Source organism: Mesorhizobium sp. M0514, from assembly GCF_040321145.1.
In the GTDB taxonomy this organism is placed as follows: Bacteria; Pseudomonadota; Alphaproteobacteria; order Rhizobiales; family Rhizobiaceae; genus Mesorhizobium.
The window spans coordinates 1-17,768 of the sequence record NZ_JAMYQZ010000109.1 but is presented as its reverse complement, the minus strand read 5'-3'; the positions used below and the strand labels follow the sequence as shown (position 1 = coordinate 17,768).

The window sequence follows — 17,768 nt, the reverse complement described above, 5'->3', positions numbered from 1 at the left end:
GCGCGACGATGACCATTTCGTGGACCTTCTGGTCGTCGAGCATGACTTCCAGTGTCATCTTGTACTGCGCATGCACGTAGCGGCGCAGCCGCTCCTCGGCGCTGATCGGCAACCGGGAAATCTCGTAGGCCATGTTGTAGCTGGCGAGGAGCATGCGGCCGCAGACGGCCTGGTGGATTTCGACCTTGGAGGCGAAGAAACGGTAGATGTTGGCCGGCGACATGCCGAGTTCGCGGGCGATGTCGGCGACATTGGTCTTGCCGTAACCATAGTGCCGGAACAGGCGTTCGGCACAGTCGAGAATGCGGGTGACATTCTCCTGGCGGGTGGCGTCGGCCATTATGCTGGCGGCTTCGGACATGGCTCTCTGTCGATTTATGAGTGACGAATTTCAACTTTCGTCAGTCGTAAATCGAAAAGAGGGAAGTGTCAATGCGAATTCGACGTACGCGTATAATTTGGTGACGGATGGTGACAGCGGCTGTGCGATGATCGGCGCTCGCGATTGGCGAACGGCGCCTGTCCGGTCGTCATCCCAGGGCGAAGCAAGGAGCGAAGCGACGCGGCGCAGACCCTAGGATCCATGCCGCGACGCATGGCGAAGAATGCAGCGGTATCAAGAAGTTAATCCAATACCCGCCCAACGTCCGCCGCGGTTGTTCTCGACCGCTGGAGCACTGCCGCAAGGTCGCGGCCTGGATCCTAGGGTTTCCGCGACGTCGCTTCGCGACTGCTCCACCCTAGGATGACGAAGTCGCGGAGGCCTGCGGCAAATTGTCGAGGTCGCTGCAAGACTGCCAATGCCGCCGCCTATGCCCCCTTCGTCATTTCCCGCAGCTGAAATTTCTGGATCTTCCCCGTCGATGTCTTCGGGATCTCGGCAAAAATCACCGCCTTCGGCACCTTGAAGCGGGCGAGCAGCGCGCGGCAGTGTTCGATGATCTCGGCCTCGCTTGCCACCTTGCCGGGCTTCAGCTCGACATAGGCGACCGGCACCTCGCCCCATTTGTCGTCTGCCTTGGCGACGACGCCGCAGGACGCCACGGACGGGTGTTTGTAGAGGGCTTCCTCGACCTCGATCGATGAAATGTTCTCGCCGCCGGAGATGATGATGTCCTTGGAGCGGTCCTTGAGCTGGATGTAGCCGTCGGGATGCATGACGCCGAGGTCGCCGGAGTGGAACCAGCCGCCGGCGAAAGCCTCGTCGGTCGCCTTCCTGTTCTTCAGATAGCCCTTCATGACAATGTTGCCGCGGAACATGACCTCGCCGATGGTCTCGCCGTCGGCCGGCGTCTTCTGCATCGTCTCCGCGTCCATCACCGTCAGGCCTTCGAGTGCGGCATAGCGCACGCCCTGCCTGGCCTTTCTGGCGCTGCGTTCGCCCTTGTCGAGACCGTCCCAGGCGGTGTGCCATTCGTTGACGACCGCCGGGCCATAGGTCTCGGTCAGGCCGTAGAGATGGGTGACGGCAAAGCCGGCATCGGCCATGCCTGACAGCACGGCTTCCGGCGGCGGCGCGGCAGCGGTGTTGAAGGTAACGGTCTGCGGGAAGTGGCGCTTGTCCTCATCGCTGGCGTTGATGAGCACCGACATGACGACCGGCGCACCGCAAAGATGTGTGACGCCGTGGTCGGCGATGGCATCGTAGATCGGCTTCGGCCGCACCCAGCGCAGGCAGACATGGGTGCCGGCCTGGACGGCCATTGTCCATGGGAAGCACCAACCATTGCAGTGGAACATCGGCAGCGTCCACAGATAGACGGCGTGCTTGGCCATGCCGGCATGGATGGTGTTGGTGTAAGCCATCAGGGCAGCTCCGCGATGGTGGTAGACGACGCCCTTCGGATTGCCTGTCGTGCCGGAGGTGTAGTTGAGCGAGATGGCGTCCCATTCGTCGTCGGGCATCGACCAGGCGTAGCCCTGGTCACCGCCGGCGACGAACGCCTCATAGTCGATCGCGCCGATGCGCTCGCCCTTGGGATAGGGTGCATCGGCGGCATAGTCGGGATCGTCATAGTCGATGACCAGCGGCTTCACCTTGGCCAGTGCCAGTGCCTGTTTGACGACAGCAGCGAATTCGCGGTCGACGATGAGCACCTTGGTCTCGGCATGGTCGAGCTGGAACGCGATGACGGCGGCATCGAGCCTTGTGTTGAGCGAATGCAGCACCGCTTTGGCCATCGGCACGCCGAAATGCGCCTCCAGCATGGGGGGCGTGTTGGACAGCATGACGGTCACCGTATCACCCTTGCCGATGCCGCGCTTCGACAGCGCCGAGGCCAGCTTCAGCGAGCGCCGCCAGAAGGTGCGATAGGTGATGCGCTGGCTGCCATGGATGATGGCGACATGATCGGGATAGGTGCTTGCCGCCCGCTCCAGATAAGTGAGCGGCGTCAGCGGCTGATGGTTGGCGGCGTTCTTGCCGAGATCCTGCTCGTAGGGACTGCCCATCCCGTGCTCCCCGAATTTTCATTGTTGAGAACTTCTAACCACAGGTTCCCGCCACGTCACCATCGGCGATTCCCGACCGGGCACATTTGGCGCAATGATCGTCCAGATTCGATGGGCAAAGAGGTATCGTGTACCCACGCAAGTTTGACTTTTGTCGAGAGCCGTGAATAATGTCAGCCGAGGAGACGGCATGGCGATCCGACCGGCAGAACAGCTTATCCACAAGGCCGCATGGCTCTATTATGCCCATGGCCTGCGCCAGGACCAGGTCGCCGGCCAGCTTAACATCTCCCGCGCCTCGGTCGCCATGTATTTGCGCAAGGCGCGCGAGACCGGCATCGTCAACATCTCGACCTCGACGCAGCTGTTCACCGACGACGTATTGGCACGCCAGCTCGAGGACGCGCTCAAGCTTGATGCGGTGTGGATCGCGCCGGAGAATGCCTATGTCGTCGACCCTTCGACGGACGTTGCGGTGCTGGCGGCGGGCGTCTTTCTCGAACTGGTCAAGAAGGGCGACCGGATCGGCGTCGCCTGGGGCCGCACCGTCTACACCATCGCCGACGTCATGTCCTATGCCGACCTGCAGGACGTCACCGTTGTGCAGCTCTGCGGCAATCTCGGCGCGCCCTACTCCTACCGTCCCGACCAGTGCACGATGGAGATCGCCCGGCGGCTCAACGCCAAGGGCCTCAATTTCTACGCGCCGCTGGTGCTGACGACGGAATTGCTGGCGCATGGGCTGCGCGCCGAACCGGTGATCCGCGAACAACTGGCCGATATTGCAAACTGCGATCTGGCGCTCTATTCGGTCGGCACGGTCGATGGCGACAGCCATGTCGTCAAATGCGGCGCGCTCAGCCCCGGCGAGATGGGGCTGTTGCGCGAAGCGGGCGCCGCCGGCGTCGTTGCCGGCCAGATCATCGATGCCGCCGGCAAGGCGCTCGACTGCAGCTACAACCGCCGCGTCATCTCGGCCTCGCTGTCGTCACTGCGCCAGATCGAAAAGCGGCTGATGGTGGTGCAGGAAGACAGCAAGTTCGAACCGCTGCTCGCCGCGCTCGCCGGCGGGCTCTGCACGCATCTCGTCGTCGGCGCCAGCATGGCGCGGCGGCTGCTCGACCATGCCGGAGCCAGTGCGGGGGCAAAAAAGGCTTCCTGACCAACGAAATCCCAGCAGCCGGCGCATTGTCATCAAGGCGTCGCGGTACTCCTGTTCACAGCAACATCAAAGACAGCAAAGCGGACATAGCGACATGAAGAACCTTTGGAATGACGGCGACGCGGAAAGACTGGTTGCCGACTATGCGAAAAAGGGCGTTGCCCGCGACCTCGCGCTGCGCGTCTACACGACCCGGCTGCTCGGCGGCGAGCCGCGGCTGGTGCTGCATGGCGGCGGCAACACCTCCTGCAAGACCAAGGCCACCGATCTCGTCGGCGACGAATGGGATGTGCTGTGCGTCAAGGGCAGCGGCTGGGACATGGGTGTGATCGAGCCGCAAGGCCTGCCGGCGGTCAAGCTGGGCCCGCTTGTGAAGGCGCGTGCGCTGGCCAGCCTCGCCGACGAAGACATGGTGGCGCTGCAGCGGGCGAACCTCATCGACCCCGCCTCGCCCAATCCGTCGGTCGAGACGCTGCTGCACGCCTTCCTGCCGCATAAATTCGTCGACCACACGCATTCGACCGCGATCCTCGCCATCGTCGACCAGGCGGACAGCAAGCCGCTGATCAAGACCGTGTTCGGCGACAAGATGGGGTACGTGCCCTATATTAAGCCCGGCTTCGACCTCGCCAAGGTGGCCGCCGATGTCTACGACGCCGACCCCAGCGTCGAAGGCCTGATCCTCGACAAGCACGGCATCTTCACTTTCGGCGACGCTGCGAAGCAGGCTTACGACCGGATGATCCACTATGTGAACGTGGCCGAAGACTATGTGGCGAAGAACGGCAAGCCGAAGCCAGCGAAAGCCGCACTGCCGGCCAAGCTCGCAACGCCGGCAGCGATCGCGCCGATGCTGCGTGGCGCGGTGGCGGTGGCGCGTGGCGAAGGCCGCTTCGACCGCATGATCAGCGATTTCCGCACTTCGGACGCCATCGTCGATTTCATCAACTCAGCCGGCATTGCAGACTATGCCGGACGCGGCGTGTCGACGCCCGACCTGTCGATCCGCATCAAGACCGGACCGATGGCGGTTCCGGCGCCAGACGCCGACAAGATTGGCGACTACAAGGCCGTCATCAAGAGCCATGTCGACGCCTTCGCCAACGACTATCGCGCCTATTTCGAAACCAACGATGCGCTGGACGACGTCCAGCGCACCATGCTCGACCCGATGCCACGGCTGACGCTGGTGCCGGGCCTCGGCATGTTCGGCCATGGCCGCACGCTGAAGGATGCGAAGATCGCATCTGATGTCGGCGAGATGTGGATCGAGGCGGTGCGCGGCGCCGAGGCCGTCGGCAGCTTCCATCCTCTATCGAAGGCCGACCTCTTCCCGCTGGAGTACTGGTCGCTTGAGCAGGCCAAGCTCGCCTCCAACAAGCCGAAGCCGCTGACCGGCCAGGTGGTGCTGATCACTGGCGGCGCCGGCGCGATCGGTGCTGCGACGGCAAAACTGTTCGCCGCCAATGGCGCGCATGCCGTCGTCGTCGATCTCGATGCGGCCAGGGCGGCCGAGGCGGCAAAGGCAGCCGGCAACAATTCCATCGGCGTCGGCGCCGACATCACCAACTCGGCCGAGATGCGCGCCGCCTTCGACAAAGCTGTCGCTGTCTATGGCGGCGTCGACATTCTGGTCTCCAACGCCGGTGCCGCCTGGGAAGGCCGCATCGGCGAGCTCGACGACGCGCTGCTGCGCAAGAGTTTCGAGCTCAACTTCTTCGCCCACCAGTCGGCGGCGCAGAACGCGGTGCGCATCATGCTGGAACAGGGCACCGGCGGTGTGTTGTTGTTCAACACCTCCAAGCAGGCGGTCAACCCGGGTCCGAAATTCGGCGCCTATGGCGTGCCGAAGGCGGCGACGCTGTTCCTGTCACGGCAATACGCGCTCGACTACGGCGCGCACGGCATCCGCTCCAATGCCGTCAATGCCGATCGCATCCGCTCCGGCCTTTTGACCGACGCGATGATCGCCAGCCGCTCCGGCGCGCGCGGCGTGTCGGAGAAGGAATACATGTCCGGCAATCTGCTCGGGCAGGAAGTGACGGCAGACGACGTGGCGCAGGCCTTCCTGCATCAAGCATTGGCCGAACGCACCACCGCAGATGTGACGACGGTCGACGGTGGCAACATCGCCGCAGCGCTGCGCTAGACATAGACCTGGAGCGGTTCATCGTTCACCAAAACGACGAACCGCTCTCCCGTCTGAAGGACTCCAGGCGGAGAACTGCTTTTGCAGGTCGTGCTGAAAAACTGCTCGAACTGGTCAAAATCCACTCCAATCCTTGGCCTATTGCTCGACCACTTTAGGGCGCGCCTTGTGTTTCGCATGCGAGCTCCGACCCTGATCCTTGGTGGAGTGTCGATGGCTGCGAAGAGACTTCGTGTCGGCTTGCTGTTCGGCGGGCGCTCCGCCGAGCATGAGGTGTCGCTGCTTTCGGCAACCAATGTCATAGCCGCGCTGGACCCGGCGAAATACGACGCCGTTCCCGTCTTCGTCACCCGCGAAGGCCAATGGCTGCTGAGCAATCTCAAGGACGGCGCGCTGGCGACACCGTCTGATGGGACGCAGCTTTGCCTGGCGCCGGGCGGGCATGGGCGGATGCTGGCGATCCCGCCAAGGGTGCGCCGCACGACCTGCCTGCCATCGAATATGGTGTTCCGGTACTGCACGCCTGCATGGCGAGGACGGCGCGGTGGCTGGTGCGAGTCGGGCGGTCATGATGCAGCGGCAGATCCTAACAGATATTGTTAGATCTTGTTGGATGCATTATAATGTGGGTATGAAAAACGAACCTATGCGCACCCTCACCATATCCCTCACCGCGCAGCAGATAGCTCGCCTGCAAAGCGCTATCGAAGGTGGCGGTTATGCTTCCAACAGCGAGATTGTCCGCGACGCCCTGCGTTTATGGGAGCAGCGCGAGGAATTGCGCACGCTCGAACTCCAGCACTTGAAGCGGGCCTATGCCGACGGGATGGGCAGCGGCAAGCCAGTGGCTGTCGACCCCACCGAGTTCATTGGCAGCCTGAAGGCAGAACGCCGCGCCCGTAGCTAGCTATAGGCTCACACCGCGCGCTTCGCAGGATTTGCGAGACATCTGGCACACCATCGCCGCCGACAATGAAAGGCAGCAGACAGACTGTTGATGCGCATTTTCGAAAGACTGGAGCTGGCGGCGCAGCACCCCAAGATGGGCTGCGCACGGCCCGAGTTAAGCGCAACGGCCCGCGTGCTCGTCGAAGGCCGTTATATCATCATCTACGAGCCGCAGCCCGATGGTGTTATCGCTGTGGCGATTGTCCACGGGATGCGCGATCCAGACCATTGGTTGTAGGCCGGCAGGCTTACGATCAAATGAAAAGAGCGGCCCATGCCGCCCTTCGCATCTATCAGACGACCGATCCTACTTCGCGTTCGGGTTCGGCATCCAGGCCGGCATGGCGACATCGGCATGGGCGAATTGCGGCAGCTTGGCCGACAGGTCCTCCATGTTCTTGATGTCCTTGTCGATCAGGTCCTTCTGGGTGATCAGCGTCGGCGGCACGATGACGTTGTGGCCGGGATCTTCACCGGCGAGCAGCTGCGCCAGCGCGCGCACCGAGACCTGGCCGACGACGGCAGGGTTGGTGGCGGCGGTGGCGGCCCAGGCGCTGTCAGTCTCGCGCATGGCCGCGATGTCCGAGGTAGAGATGTCGGCGGAGTAGATCTTGATCTTCTTGTTCAGCCCCGCCTCGTCGACGGCGATCTTCACACCCTTGGCGAACTCGTCATAGGGCGCGAACATCACATTGATGTCGGGATGCGCCTGCAGCACCGAGCGCGCCTGGTTGGCGACCGAGTTGGCGATCGGGTTGTCGAGCGTGCCGAACATCGCGACTTCCTTGATGCCGGCATGTTTCTTCTTCACGTCGACCCAGGTCTCGTTGCGGCGGTCGAGCGGCGCGATGCCAGCGACATAGACATAGCCGGCGTTCCAGCTCTCGCCATTGTCCTTGACCGCCTGCTCGAGCGCCAGGCGCGCAAGGTCCTTGTCGGACTGTTCGATCTGCGGGATCTTGGGGTTTTCGACATTGACGTCGAAGGCGACGACCTTGATGCCGGCATCGACCGCGCGCTGGGCGGCGTCCTTCATCGATTCCGTCAGGCCGTGCTGGATGATGATGCCCTGCACGCCGAGTGCGATGGCCTGGTCGACCATGTCGGATTGAAGGGCGGCGTCCTGGCGGCTGTCGAGCACGCGCAGATCGATGCCGAGCGCCTTGGACTGGGACTCGACGCCCGAGAGATAGGCCTGGAAGAAATCGCCGGTCGAGAGATAGCGCACCAGCGCGATCTTGACGCCGGGCTTGTCGAACGGCGCCGGCTTGTCGGCGGCAAAGGCCGGGACCTGCATCAGCATTGTTGCGCCGGCCAATCCGAGCGCGACCTTCCCCAAAAGTCTTCTTGTGATGTTCACGTTCTTTCCTCCGTTTGTTGAACCCAAAACTGTCCCGGCAGCCATTCTATCTCCTGCCCCGGCCGGAAAGGGCGAAGGTAAAGACAAGGGCGACGACGAGAACCACGCCCTTGACGAAATCCTGCGTGTAGTAAGGCGCGTTCATCATCGTCAGGCCTTGCAGCAGGATGCCGACGAACAGCGCGCCGATGGCGGTGCCGAAGGCGTTCGGCTTGGCGGCGCCGAGCACCGCGTAGCCGATCAGCGCCGCGGCAACCGCATCGAGCAGCAGATTATTACCCGACGCGATGTCACCGCGTCCAAGCCGTGCGGCCAGCAAAATCCCGCCGATCGAGGCAAAAACTCCTGAAATGACGTAGGCCCAGATTTTGTATGCCTTGACAGGCGCGCCGGCGAGTTCGGCGGCCCGTTCATTGCTGCCCACGGCATACATCATGCGGCCGAAGCGTGTGTATTCGAGGAAGAACCAGATCAGCACGGCGAGCACGATCAGCACGACCACCGAGACCGGAATGAGGTTCGGGATGAAGAAGTCGAAGCGGTGGCGGCCGAGCGCCAGGAAGGCGTCGGAGAATTTGCCGTTGGCGACCGAGCCGTCCGGCATTGTCATACCGGTGGCGATGGAGCGTCCTTCAGTCGGGATGCGCTGGAGGCCGACGAGCAGGAACATCATGCCGAGCGTCGCCAGCAGATCGGGCACGCGCATATAGACGATCAGCCAGCCATTGATGAGGCCGACAAGGGCGCCGATGAGCAGGCAGATGAGGACAGCGACGACAACGTTCTGCTCCAGCACCACCATGACATAGGCAGCCGCCATCATGGCCGATGTGGCGACCGAGCCGATCGAGAGATCGAAGCCGCCGACAACCAGTGTGGCGGTGACGCCCAGCGCCAGCACGCCGGTGATGGCGACCGACTGGAAAATGAAGACGGCACTTTGCGGCGAGACGAACCCGTCGGCGGCGATGGCGAAATACGCGATCAGCCCGAACAGAAGCACGATGAACCCGTAGCGGATAGCGTAATCGCGCAGCGTCATTCAGCGCCCGCCGTCAATACCCAACTCAAACCCGTGCACTCCATTCCAACCCTCAGTTCTTCAATCATCGTGGCTCAGGCCGCACTGTGCAACGGCCCGCCCGCGACTTCGGCCAGCAGACGGTCGAGATCGACATCGGCGTTGCGGTGTTCGCCGACGATGGTCTGCTCGGACATCACCAATATGCGATCGGCCGTCTCCAGTGCCTCGTCGAGTTCGGTGACGAACAGCAGCGTGGCGCGGCCATTGGCGCTGGCCCTCAGCTTGGCGGCGATGTCGCGCCTGGCGGAGATATCGACGCCCTGGAACGGTTCGTCGAGAATGAACAATCGGGCGTCCTGCGCCATCCAGCGGGCCACCATCACCTTCTGCTGGTTGCCGCCCGACAGAGTGGTCATGTCGTCCTTCTCCGAGCGGCAGACGATGCCGAGATCCTCGATCTGCCGGCGGGCAATAGTGCGTTCAAGGCCGCGTTTGAGAACTGAAAAGCGCGACATGCGCTTGTGGAAGGGCAGGCTGATGTTTTCCTGGATGTTGAAGCCGCCGACGATGCCGTTTTCGCCACGGTCCTTGGCGACCAGAAACACGCCGGCGGCGATGGCTTCGCCCGTCGACCCAGGCGCATAGGGCTTGCCATATAAAGTCATCGTACCGGACAGCGGCTTGCGCAGGCCGAACAGCGTCTCGGCGAGCGCTGTCTTGCCGACGCCGACGAGGCCGGTAATGGCAACGACCTCGCCGTCGCCGAGAGTCAGCGAGAATGGCCGGGCACCAGGGGCGATGCGGAAGGCATCGACGGTCAGGATCGGCTCGGCAGAACTCCTGGCTTCGATGCGGTCAAGATGGATCTTGCGGCCGAGCATGGCGTTAACGGCGCCCTCATAGTCGAGAGGCTTGCTGTCGAAGACGCCTGAGATGACGCCATCGCGCATCGAGACGATGCGGTCGGCCAGCCGCCTGATATCCGACATGCGATGCGAGATGTAGAGGATGGCGACGCCCTGCTCGCGCAAGCGGTCGAGCAGCGCAAACAGCCGGTCGGCCTCGGCGCTGGACAGCGACGAGGTCGGCTCGTCGAGGATCAGCACTTTCGGCTGGTGCGCCATGGCGCGCGCGATGGCCACCATCTGGCGATCGGCCAGCGACAGGTCGCTGATGCGGGCCTTGAGGTCGATGGCGAGCCCCATGCGGTCGGCCACCGCTTTGGCTTCGCGGCGCACCCGGCCGGGGTTGAACAGCAGCGGCGCGCCCTTGCCGGTCAACCGGTCGAGCGTCAGATTGGTGGCGACATCGAGATCGGCGACGACGCCGTCATTGATGTTTTGGTGCACGGTAACGACACCGGCGCGGATCGCCTCTGCCGGCGTGTTCGGCGCGAAATCATGACCGGCCAGGTGCATGGTGCCGCCGGCATGGTCATAGACGCCGCTGATGATTTTCACGAGGGTGGACTTGCCGGCGCCGTTGGCGCCCATCAGCACGGTGATCTCACCGGCATGCAATTCGAGCGAGACGCCGCCAAGCACCTCGATATGGCCAAAGGATTTCCTCAGGCCGCCCACGCGGAACACGGCATCATTGCCCATTCGTTCCTCCCTGACGATGACGCTATGGGCTGCGTCATCAATTGTCAACTCGATTGACAATTGCCAGTCAGCTTCCTAGCTTGGCCTCACCGCCATCGCTCCACTATGATTGGAGCGAGCAAGCGGGAGGGTGAGGAATGACTGCGAAATTGCCGTTCGAAGCACTGTCGGTGGAGACGCTTGCAACGCGCCTTGGCACGAACGATGCGCTGTGCGCAAAAATCGGCCCCGATACCGGTGCCTGGAAGGTGCGCGAGGTCGGCGACGGCAATCTCAACCTCGTCTTCATCGTCAAGGGCGTGTCGGGTGCGGCCGTGGTCAAGCAGGCCCTGCCCTATGTTCGCCTCGTCGGCGACAGCTGGCCGCTGCCCTTGAAACGTTCCTTCTTCGAATATCACGCGCTGACGCGGCAAGAGGCGCGCGCGCCGGGTGCGGTGCCGGCGATCCTCCATTTCGACGAAGCCCAGGCGCTGATCATCATGGAATATCTGGCGCCGCCGCACATCATCCTGCGCCGTGCCCTGATCGACGGCCGCGAGTTGCCAAATATCGCCCGCGACATCGGCCTGTTCATGGCCCGCACTTTGTTCCGCGGCTCTGATCTCTCCATGCCGACCAAGGACCGCAAGGCCGACCTGGCGCTGTTTGCCGACAATGTCGAACTCTGCGGCATCACCGAAGACTTGGTGTTTTCCGATCCCTATTTCGACGCCAAGCTGAACCGGCACACCTCGCCGCAGCTCGACGGCCTGGTCGCCGAACTGCGCGCCGACCGCGACCTCAAGGTCGAGGCGCAGCGGCTGAAGCATATCTTCGCCGCCAATGCCGAGACGCTGCTGCATGGCGACCTGCATTCGGGCTCGATCATGGTCACCGACACCGAGACGCGGATGATCGATCCGGAATTCGCCTTCTACGGTCCGATGGCCTTCGACGTCGGCATGCTGCTCGCCAATTTCTGGATGTCCTACTTCTCGCAGCGCGGCCATGAACACAAGGGCAAGCGTGACGCCATGCGTGCCTATCTGCTCGGGGTGACCAACGACACCTGGGCGGTGTTCCGCGCCGAGTTCTCGGCTCTGTGGCGCACCGAGCGCACCGGCATGCTTTACCAGAAGAGCCTGTTCGAGGATCAGGGCGACATTCTCGCCTCGGAGCAGGCGCTCGACCATGTGCTGCACCAGATCTGGACCGACCTCTTGGGCTTTGCCGGCATCGAGGTGCACCGGCGCATCCTCGGCCTCGCCCACAATGCCGATTTCGAGACCATTGAAGACGAGGATCTGCGAGCCTCCTGCGAGGCCAAGGCGCTGAAATTCGGCCGTCACATCGCCGTCAACCGACGCCAGATTCACGGCATGGACGAGGTCAATAATCTGGCCGCTTTGATCGAACGGGAGAGCAGGATTTGAACGTCGGCGAGCGCCACTACCGCACCATCTGGCTGAGCGACGACCAGCGTTCGGTCGAGATCATCGATCAGCGCTGGCTGCCGCACGAGTTCCGGGTCGAGACGATCGGGAGCGTTGCCGGCATCGCCACCGCGATCCGTGACATGTGGGTTCGTGGCGCGCCGCTGATCGGCGTCACCGCGGCCTACGGCGTCGCCATCCAGATGGCGGACGATCCGTCTGACGAAGCGCTCGACGCGGTCTGGGAGACGCTGCACAAGACGCGGCCGACTGCGATCAATCTACGCTGGGCGCTGGACGAGATGCGGCGGTTCCTCAGGCCGATCGTATTGGGACAGCGCGCGGAGGCGGCCTATAAGCGCGCTGCCGAAATCGCCGACGAGGATGTCGATCTCAATCGCGCCATCGGCGAGAACGGGCTTGCCATCATCAAGGAGATCGCGGCACGCAAGAAGCCGGGCGAGCCGGTCAACATCCTCACCCACTGCAACGCCGGTTGGCTGGCGACGGTCGATTACGGCACCGCCACGTCGCCGATCTATCTCGCCGTCGAGGCCGGCATTCCGGTCCATGTCTATGTCGACGAGACGCGCCCGCGCAACCAGGGCGCCCAGCTGACCGCCTGGGAGATGGCCGGCCACGGCGTGCCGCACACGCTGATCGTCGACAATGCCGGCGGCCATCTGATGCAGCGTGGCGCGGTCGACATGGTGATCGTGGGCACCGACCGCACCACGGCCAATGGCGACGTCTGCAACAAGATCGGCACCTATCTCAAGGCGCTCGCCGCCTCCGATAATGAGGTGCCCTTCTACGTCGCTCTGCCCTCGCCGACCATCGACTGGACGGTGGGTGATGGCCTGACCGAAATCCCGATCGAGGAACGCTCCGGTGACGAGGTGTCGCTGGTCTGGGGCAAGACGGCGGACGGCAAGATTGCGCAGGTGCGGGTTTCGCCCGAAGCGACGCCGGCGGCAAATCCGGCATTTGACGTGACGCCGGCACGGCTGGTGACGGGGCTGATCACCGAGCGCGGTGTGGCCAAGGCTTCGCGCGAAGGGTTGAAGGCGATGTTCCCCGAACGCGGTTAATCTCCCCCTTGAGAGGGGAGATGTCGCCAAAGGCGACAGAGGGGGTCGGCGCGTCCTGACGCGACCTCCCAGCACGGACAGATGATGCTAGCGCTCCAGTCGAACCGACCCCCCTCTGGCCTGCCGGCCATCTCCCCCTCAAGGGGGGAGATTAGCGCCTCACCGGCTGGCTACCGGATTTCAGCCCTGCAACAAGAATTGCGGCCTCGATGGCCGCTGACGGTTGCGGTTCTGGCGAAATCCGGCCAGAAGCATCTGGCCGGCAACCGGCCGGCCCGCGACGTTGCGCTTGAAACCAGATACGGGAGACTATTGGGTGGCTCGCATAACACTGAGACAATTGCTCGATCACGCCGCCGAGTACGGCTACGGCGTACCCGCTTTCAACATGAACAATATGGAACAGGGCCTCGCCATCATGGAGGCGGCCGAGGAGACCAAGTCGCCGGTCATCCTGCAGGCAAGCCGCGGCGCCCGCGCCTACGCCAATGATGTGGTGCTGGCCAAGCTGATCGACGCGCTGGTCGAAATCCACCCCGACATCCCGGTGTGCATGCATCTCGACCATGGCAACAACGAAGCCACCTGCGTCACCGCCATCCAGTACGGCTTCACCTCGGTGATGATGGACGGCTCGCTGAAAGAGGACGGCAAGACGCCGGCCGACTATGCCTACAATTCCGGCATCACCCGGCGCGTCGTCGACATGGCGCATTGGGGCGGCGTGTCGGTGGAAGGCGAGATCGGTGTGCTCGGTTCGCTTGAGAGCGGCGGCGGCGAGCAGGAAGACGGCCACGGCGTCGAAGGCGCCATCAGCCACGACCAGCTCTTGACCGACCCAGTGCAGGCGGTCGAATTCGTCAAGGACACCCATGTCGATGCGCTGGCTGTCGCCATGGGCACCAGCCACGGCGCCTACAAATTCTCGCGCAAGCCGGACGGCGCGGTGCTGGCGATGAACGTCATCGAGGAAATCCACCGCCGCCTGCCCAACATGCATCTGGTCATGCACGGCTCGTCCTCGGTGCCCGAGGATTTGCAGGAGATCATCAATAAATATGGCGGCCAGATGAAGCCGACCTGGGGCGTGCCGGTGGAAGAGATCCAGCGCGGCATCAAGCACGGCGTGCGCAAGATCAACATCGACACCGACAACCGCATGGCGCTGACCGGCGCCATCCGCAAGGTGCTGACCGAAAACCCGAGCGAGTTCGATCCGCGCAAATATCTGACGCCCGCCATGGCCGCTATGCGCAAACTGTGCAAGGAGCGCTTCGAGCAGTTCGGCACCGCCGGCAATGCCCAGAAGATCAAGCCGCTGCCGGTAGCTGAGATGGCCAAGCGCTACAAGTCGGGCAGCCTTGATCCGAAGTTTGGGTGAAGTCCCCTGGCGCCTCTTCCTTCTCCCCTTGTGGGGAAGAAAGAAGAGCTATTGACATAAAAAAGGCCGGGCGCGAAAGCGGCCCGGCCAAAAGAAGGTCAAGAACCTTCAGAGGGGAACACCGCTCGGTGGAATGGGAGGAAACCGCCGAACGATAATTCCTATATGCGCGTATTCGCGGGAGATGGCGACGAACGGCTTTCTAAAACAACGCGAGATTCGGAAATTTCGTTCTCGTTTTGAAAGATTTCAGCCGGTGAGGCACCGGTTTCCAGGAGATCGGCGTAGTGCCGGCGCGCCACGTCGGGATGCGAGCGCAGGCGGCTCTTCAGCACATTGGTGCCGACATTGCGAAACAGCGGGTTGTCGGGATCGCTGGCCGGCCCGCGCGCCTCGGCCGCCAGATCCTCGGGCAGGTCGAGCAGCGGAATCGTGGCGTCGAGCCGGGCGCTGAAGAAGAACGGGACCGAGACGCGCTCGACGCCGGCCGGCGGTGTCACCACACGGTGGACTGTCGCCCGGAGATAGCCGTTCGACGCCAGTTCGAGCAGTTCGCCGATGTTGACCACCAGCGTGTCGGGCAGCGGATCGACGTCGACCCAGGCGCCGTCATATTCGACCTGCAGCCCCTTGTTCTCGTCCTGCAGCAGAAGCGTCAGGAAACCGCCATCCTTGTGCGCGCCGACGCCCTGGTCGTCGCCTGTGGCGTCGCGGCCGGGATAACGCACGATCTTCATGCGATGGTTGGGCTCGGCCCGGTAGATCGGATCGAAGGCGTCCTCGGCCTGGTCGAGCGACAAAGCGAATGCCCTAAGCAGCCGGATCGCCACCGCCGTCGCCTTGGCCTGCCATGCGAGTAGCGCCGGCTTCAGCTCCGGCAACGCCGCAGGCCACTGGTTCGGCCCCTGCAGCCGCGTCCAGGCGGGCACGCCGGGTTCCTGCGCGATGGCCGGGCGTTCTACGCCGATATCGAGCTGTTCGCGCCAATCGGCCTTGCCTTTGGTCAGTTCGCCGCCGGCGCGCGTGTAGCCGCGGAACTGCGAGGACTTCACCATTTCGATCGCCAGTTTGTCGGCTTCCGGCAAGGCAAAGAACCGGCGCGAGGCGTCGAGCACTTCTGCGGTATCCGCAGCCGATATGCCGTGGCCGGTCAAATAGAAGAAGCCGACATCGCGCGCGGCTGTGCGCAGGTCGAAGAGAAACGTTCGCCGTTCCGAAGCGCCCTGCTCGAGGCGGCCGAGATCAAGCACGGGTACGATCCTGGGCATGGTCAAGCTCCTTGTTTCGCTGTCACGGTGGCACGCAGGCCGGTCCGATCAAAGCAACGCGCAATCCAATCTCGGCGCCGATAGAGAAAGCCGGCGCTGCGTTTGGCAGCCTGCCGGCAAATAACGTTCGTGGCCGCTCATCCGCGCCGGTCCAGCCTGGCGACCAGCCGGTCGCCGACCCACTGGATGCCGCAAACGAGGATGATCAGCACAATGACCACGGCGACCATGACGCTGGTCTCAAAACGCTGGTAGCCGTAGCGGATGGCGAGGTCGCCAAGCCCGCCGGCACCGATGGCGCCGGCCATGGCCGAGGCGCCGATCAGCGTTACCAGCGTCACCGTGAAACCGGCGACGATGCCGGGCAATGCTTCGGGCACCAGCACCTCGCGGATGATCGTCCAGCGGTTGCCGCCCATGGCGCGCGCCGCCTCGATCAGGCCGCGATCGACCTCGCGCAGCGACACTTCGGCGATGCGGGCATAGTAGGGCGTCGCCGCAATCGACAACGGCACGATCGCCGCCCAGGTGCCGATCGAGGTGCCGACGATCAGCCGCGTCACCGGGATCAGCGCCACCAGAAGGATGATGAAAGGCACCGAGCGGAAGCCGTTGATGACGGCGCCGAGCGCGCGGTTCACCCACAGGCTTTCGGCAATGCCGCCGCGCTCGGTGGCAATCAATGCCAGGCCGAGCGGCAGCCCGAAGACGAGCGAGATGAGGCCCGATGCCGCCGTCATCAGGACCGTCTCCCAGATCGAACGCAGCAGAAGTTCAAACAGAACCGGCGACATGGCCAAGCACCTCCACCCGCGCGTCGCGGGCCTTCAGGAATGCGATTACTTTCGACAGATGTTTCGGATCATTGCCCGCGACCGCAAGGAACAGCGTGCCGACCGGCTGCTGCTGGACATGGTCGATGCCACCATGGACGAGGCGGAACCGCCCCGGCACCGCCACCGCAAGATCGGACAGCAGCGGACCGCGCGCGGCCTCACCTGCGACGTCGACCCTGAGGATGAGCTCGGCGCCGCCTCCGGGAGCAAGCCGGCCGGCAATCTCGGCCGGCAGTTGCGGGCGGATGCCGCCGAGCAGGCTCCTGGTGATTTCGGAACGCGGCTCGGCAAAGACCGACCACACCGGGCCTTGTTCGACGATGCGGCCGGCATCGATCACCGCGACGCGGTCGGCGATCGAGCGGATCACCTCCATCTCGTGGGTGATGAGCAGGATGGTGAGGCCGAGCTGCCGGTTGATGTCTTTCAGCAAGGCCAGGATGGAGCGCGTCGTCTCCGGATCGAGCGCTGAGGTCGCCTCGTCGGACAGCAGCAGCGCCGGCCGCGCGGCCAGCGCCCTGGCGATGCCGACGCGCTGCTTCTGGCCGCCCGACAGCGAGGACGGATAGGCCTTCGCCTTCTCCGACAGGCCGACGAGGTCGAGCAATTCGGCGGCGCGCGCCAGCCGTTCGGCCTTTGGGCGGCCCTCGATCTTCAGCGGCAGCGCGACATTGTCCTCCACGGTCTTGGCCGACAGCAGATTGAAGTGCTGGAAGATCATGCCGATGCGACGCCGCAGCGGCTGCAATTCACGCTCGCCGAGCCGGCCGATCTCGCGGCCCTCGATGAAGACATCGCCGGAGTCCGGCCGCTCCAGCCCGTTGAGGCAGCGGATCAGCGTCGACTTGCCGGCGCCGCTGCGGCCGATGATGCCGAGGATCTCGCCCTTGCGCACCGTCAGCGAGACGCCGTCGAGCGCAGGCGTCGCGCCGAAGCGGCGCTTGAGGTCGACGAGGCGTACGACATCTTCTTGCCCGGCCGATATATTGACCGGACCGGATGCCTCGGCCGTGACGTGCTGGTTCATCTCACTGTCCGTTTCAACGCTCGACAAATGCGACAGCGGCCCGCTCAACAGCGGG

General features: G+C 63.7%; 15 protein-coding genes and 1 pseudogene. 8 read left to right on the top strand and 8 right to left on the bottom strand.

What is annotated here, in order from left to right; translation table 11 throughout:
• Together NKI61_RS28990 and NKI61_RS28985 are read right to left on the bottom strand one after the other, a co-directional pair.
• Window positions 1-361: TetR/AcrR family transcriptional regulator (locus NKI61_RS28990; protein WP_352841956.1), on the bottom strand; the 361-nt coding region annotated here is incomplete at its 3' end.
• A 449-nt stretch (window positions 362-810) separates the two neighbouring features.
• A complete protein-coding gene (locus NKI61_RS28985) occupies window positions 811-2,451 on the bottom strand; it encodes an acyl-CoA synthetase (protein WP_352841955.1) in 1,641 nt (546 codons plus the stop codon).
• A 190-nt stretch (window positions 2,452-2,641) separates the two neighbouring features.
• Here NKI61_RS28985 and NKI61_RS28980 point away from each other — a divergent pair, with 190 nt between their 5' ends.
• From NKI61_RS28980 to NKI61_RS28960, 5 genes and pseudogenes are all read left to right on the top strand, one after another.
• Window positions 2,642-3,613: a sugar-binding transcriptional regulator gene (locus NKI61_RS28980; RefSeq protein ID WP_352841954.1), complete on the top strand. Its 972-nt coding sequence runs from the start codon at window positions 2,642-2,644 to the stop codon at window positions 3,611-3,613.
• A 94-nt stretch (window positions 3,614-3,707) separates the two neighbouring features.
• A complete protein-coding gene (locus NKI61_RS28975) occupies window positions 3,708-5,762 on the top strand; it encodes a bifunctional aldolase/short-chain dehydrogenase (protein ID WP_352841953.1) in 2,055 nt (684 codons plus the stop codon).
• Window positions 5,763-5,975: 213 nt separating this feature from the next.
• Window positions 5,976-6,321: pseudogene (locus tag NKI61_RS28970) on the top strand (D-alanine--D-alanine ligase A); the annotation flags it as partial.
• A gap of 87 nt (window positions 6,322-6,408) precedes the next feature.
• Window positions 6,409-6,669, top strand: a complete 261-nt coding sequence (locus NKI61_RS28965; protein WP_352841957.1) for a ribbon-helix-helix domain-containing protein — start codon at window positions 6,409-6,411, stop codon at window positions 6,667-6,669.
• Window positions 6,670-6,759: 90 nt separating this feature from the next.
• Window positions 6,760-6,948 carry a type II toxin-antitoxin system RelE/ParE family toxin gene (locus tag NKI61_RS28960; RefSeq protein WP_348524242.1) on the top strand — a complete coding sequence of 63 codons (189 nt, stop codon included), beginning with the start codon at window positions 6,760-6,762 and terminating at the stop codon, window positions 6,946-6,948.
• A 69-nt stretch (window positions 6,949-7,017) separates the two neighbouring features.
• Here the strand turns inward: NKI61_RS28960 and NKI61_RS28955 are convergent, their stop codons facing one another.
• The 3 genes from NKI61_RS28955 to NKI61_RS28945 form a co-directional block, all read right to left on the bottom strand.
• Window positions 7,018-8,070 carry a substrate-binding domain-containing protein gene (locus NKI61_RS28955; protein WP_023692173.1) on the bottom strand — a complete coding sequence of 351 codons (1,053 nt, stop codon included), beginning with the start codon at window positions 8,068-8,070 and terminating at the stop codon, window positions 7,018-7,020.
• Window positions 8,071-8,116: 46 nt separating this feature from the next.
• Complete coding sequence (locus NKI61_RS28950; RefSeq protein ID WP_023668572.1) at window positions 8,117-9,112, bottom strand: ABC transporter permease; 996 nt, start codon at window positions 9,110-9,112, stop codon at window positions 8,117-8,119.
• Window positions 9,113-9,186: 74 nt separating this feature from the next.
• Window positions 9,187-10,698, bottom strand: a complete 1,512-nt coding sequence (locus NKI61_RS28945; RefSeq protein WP_352841952.1) for a sugar ABC transporter ATP-binding protein — start codon at window positions 10,696-10,698, stop codon at window positions 9,187-9,189.
• Window positions 10,699-10,835: 137 nt separating this feature from the next.
• Between NKI61_RS28945 and mtnK the strand changes: the two genes are divergently transcribed.
• The 3 genes from mtnK (at window position 10,836) to fba (ending at window position 14,582) form a co-directional block, all read left to right on the top strand.
• Complete coding sequence (gene mtnK, locus NKI61_RS28940; protein ID WP_352841951.1) at window positions 10,836-12,110, top strand: S-methyl-5-thioribose kinase; 1,275 nt, start codon at window positions 10,836-10,838, stop codon at window positions 12,108-12,110.
• Complete coding sequence (gene mtnA / locus NKI61_RS28935) at window positions 12,107-13,201, top strand: S-methyl-5-thioribose-1-phosphate isomerase (RefSeq protein WP_023668575.1); 1,095 nt, start codon at window positions 12,107-12,109, stop codon at window positions 13,199-13,201. Before mtnK ends, mtnA begins: the two co-directional genes overlap by 4 nt.
• Window positions 13,202-13,517: 316 nt before the next feature.
• Entirely contained in the window at window positions 13,518-14,582 is a 1,065-nt protein-coding gene (fba, locus tag NKI61_RS28930) for a class II fructose-bisphosphate aldolase (protein ID WP_023729260.1), read from the top strand.
• Window positions 14,583-14,743: 161 nt separating this feature from the next.
• Here the strand turns inward: fba and NKI61_RS28925 are convergent, their stop codons facing one another.
• The 3 genes from NKI61_RS28925 to NKI61_RS28915 form a co-directional block, all read right to left on the bottom strand.
• On the bottom strand, window positions 14,744-15,850 hold the full coding sequence (locus NKI61_RS28925) for an isopenicillin N synthase family dioxygenase (RefSeq protein WP_352841950.1): 1,107 nt from the start codon (window positions 15,848-15,850) through the stop codon (window positions 14,744-14,746).
• Between the two features lie 137 nt (window positions 15,851-15,987).
• Window positions 15,988-16,644 (bottom strand): methionine ABC transporter permease, encoded by a 657-nt coding sequence (locus NKI61_RS28920; RefSeq protein ID WP_023668578.1) that lies wholly within the window; start codon window positions 16,642-16,644, stop codon window positions 15,988-15,990.
• Window positions 16,625-17,713, bottom strand: coding sequence for a methionine ABC transporter ATP-binding protein (locus tag NKI61_RS28915; RefSeq protein ID WP_023687042.1), 1,089 nt, complete (start codon window positions 17,711-17,713; stop codon window positions 16,625-16,627). The genes NKI61_RS28920 and NKI61_RS28915 overlap by 20 nt, the downstream gene beginning before the upstream one ends.
• Window positions 17,714-17,768: the final 55 nt, after the last annotated feature.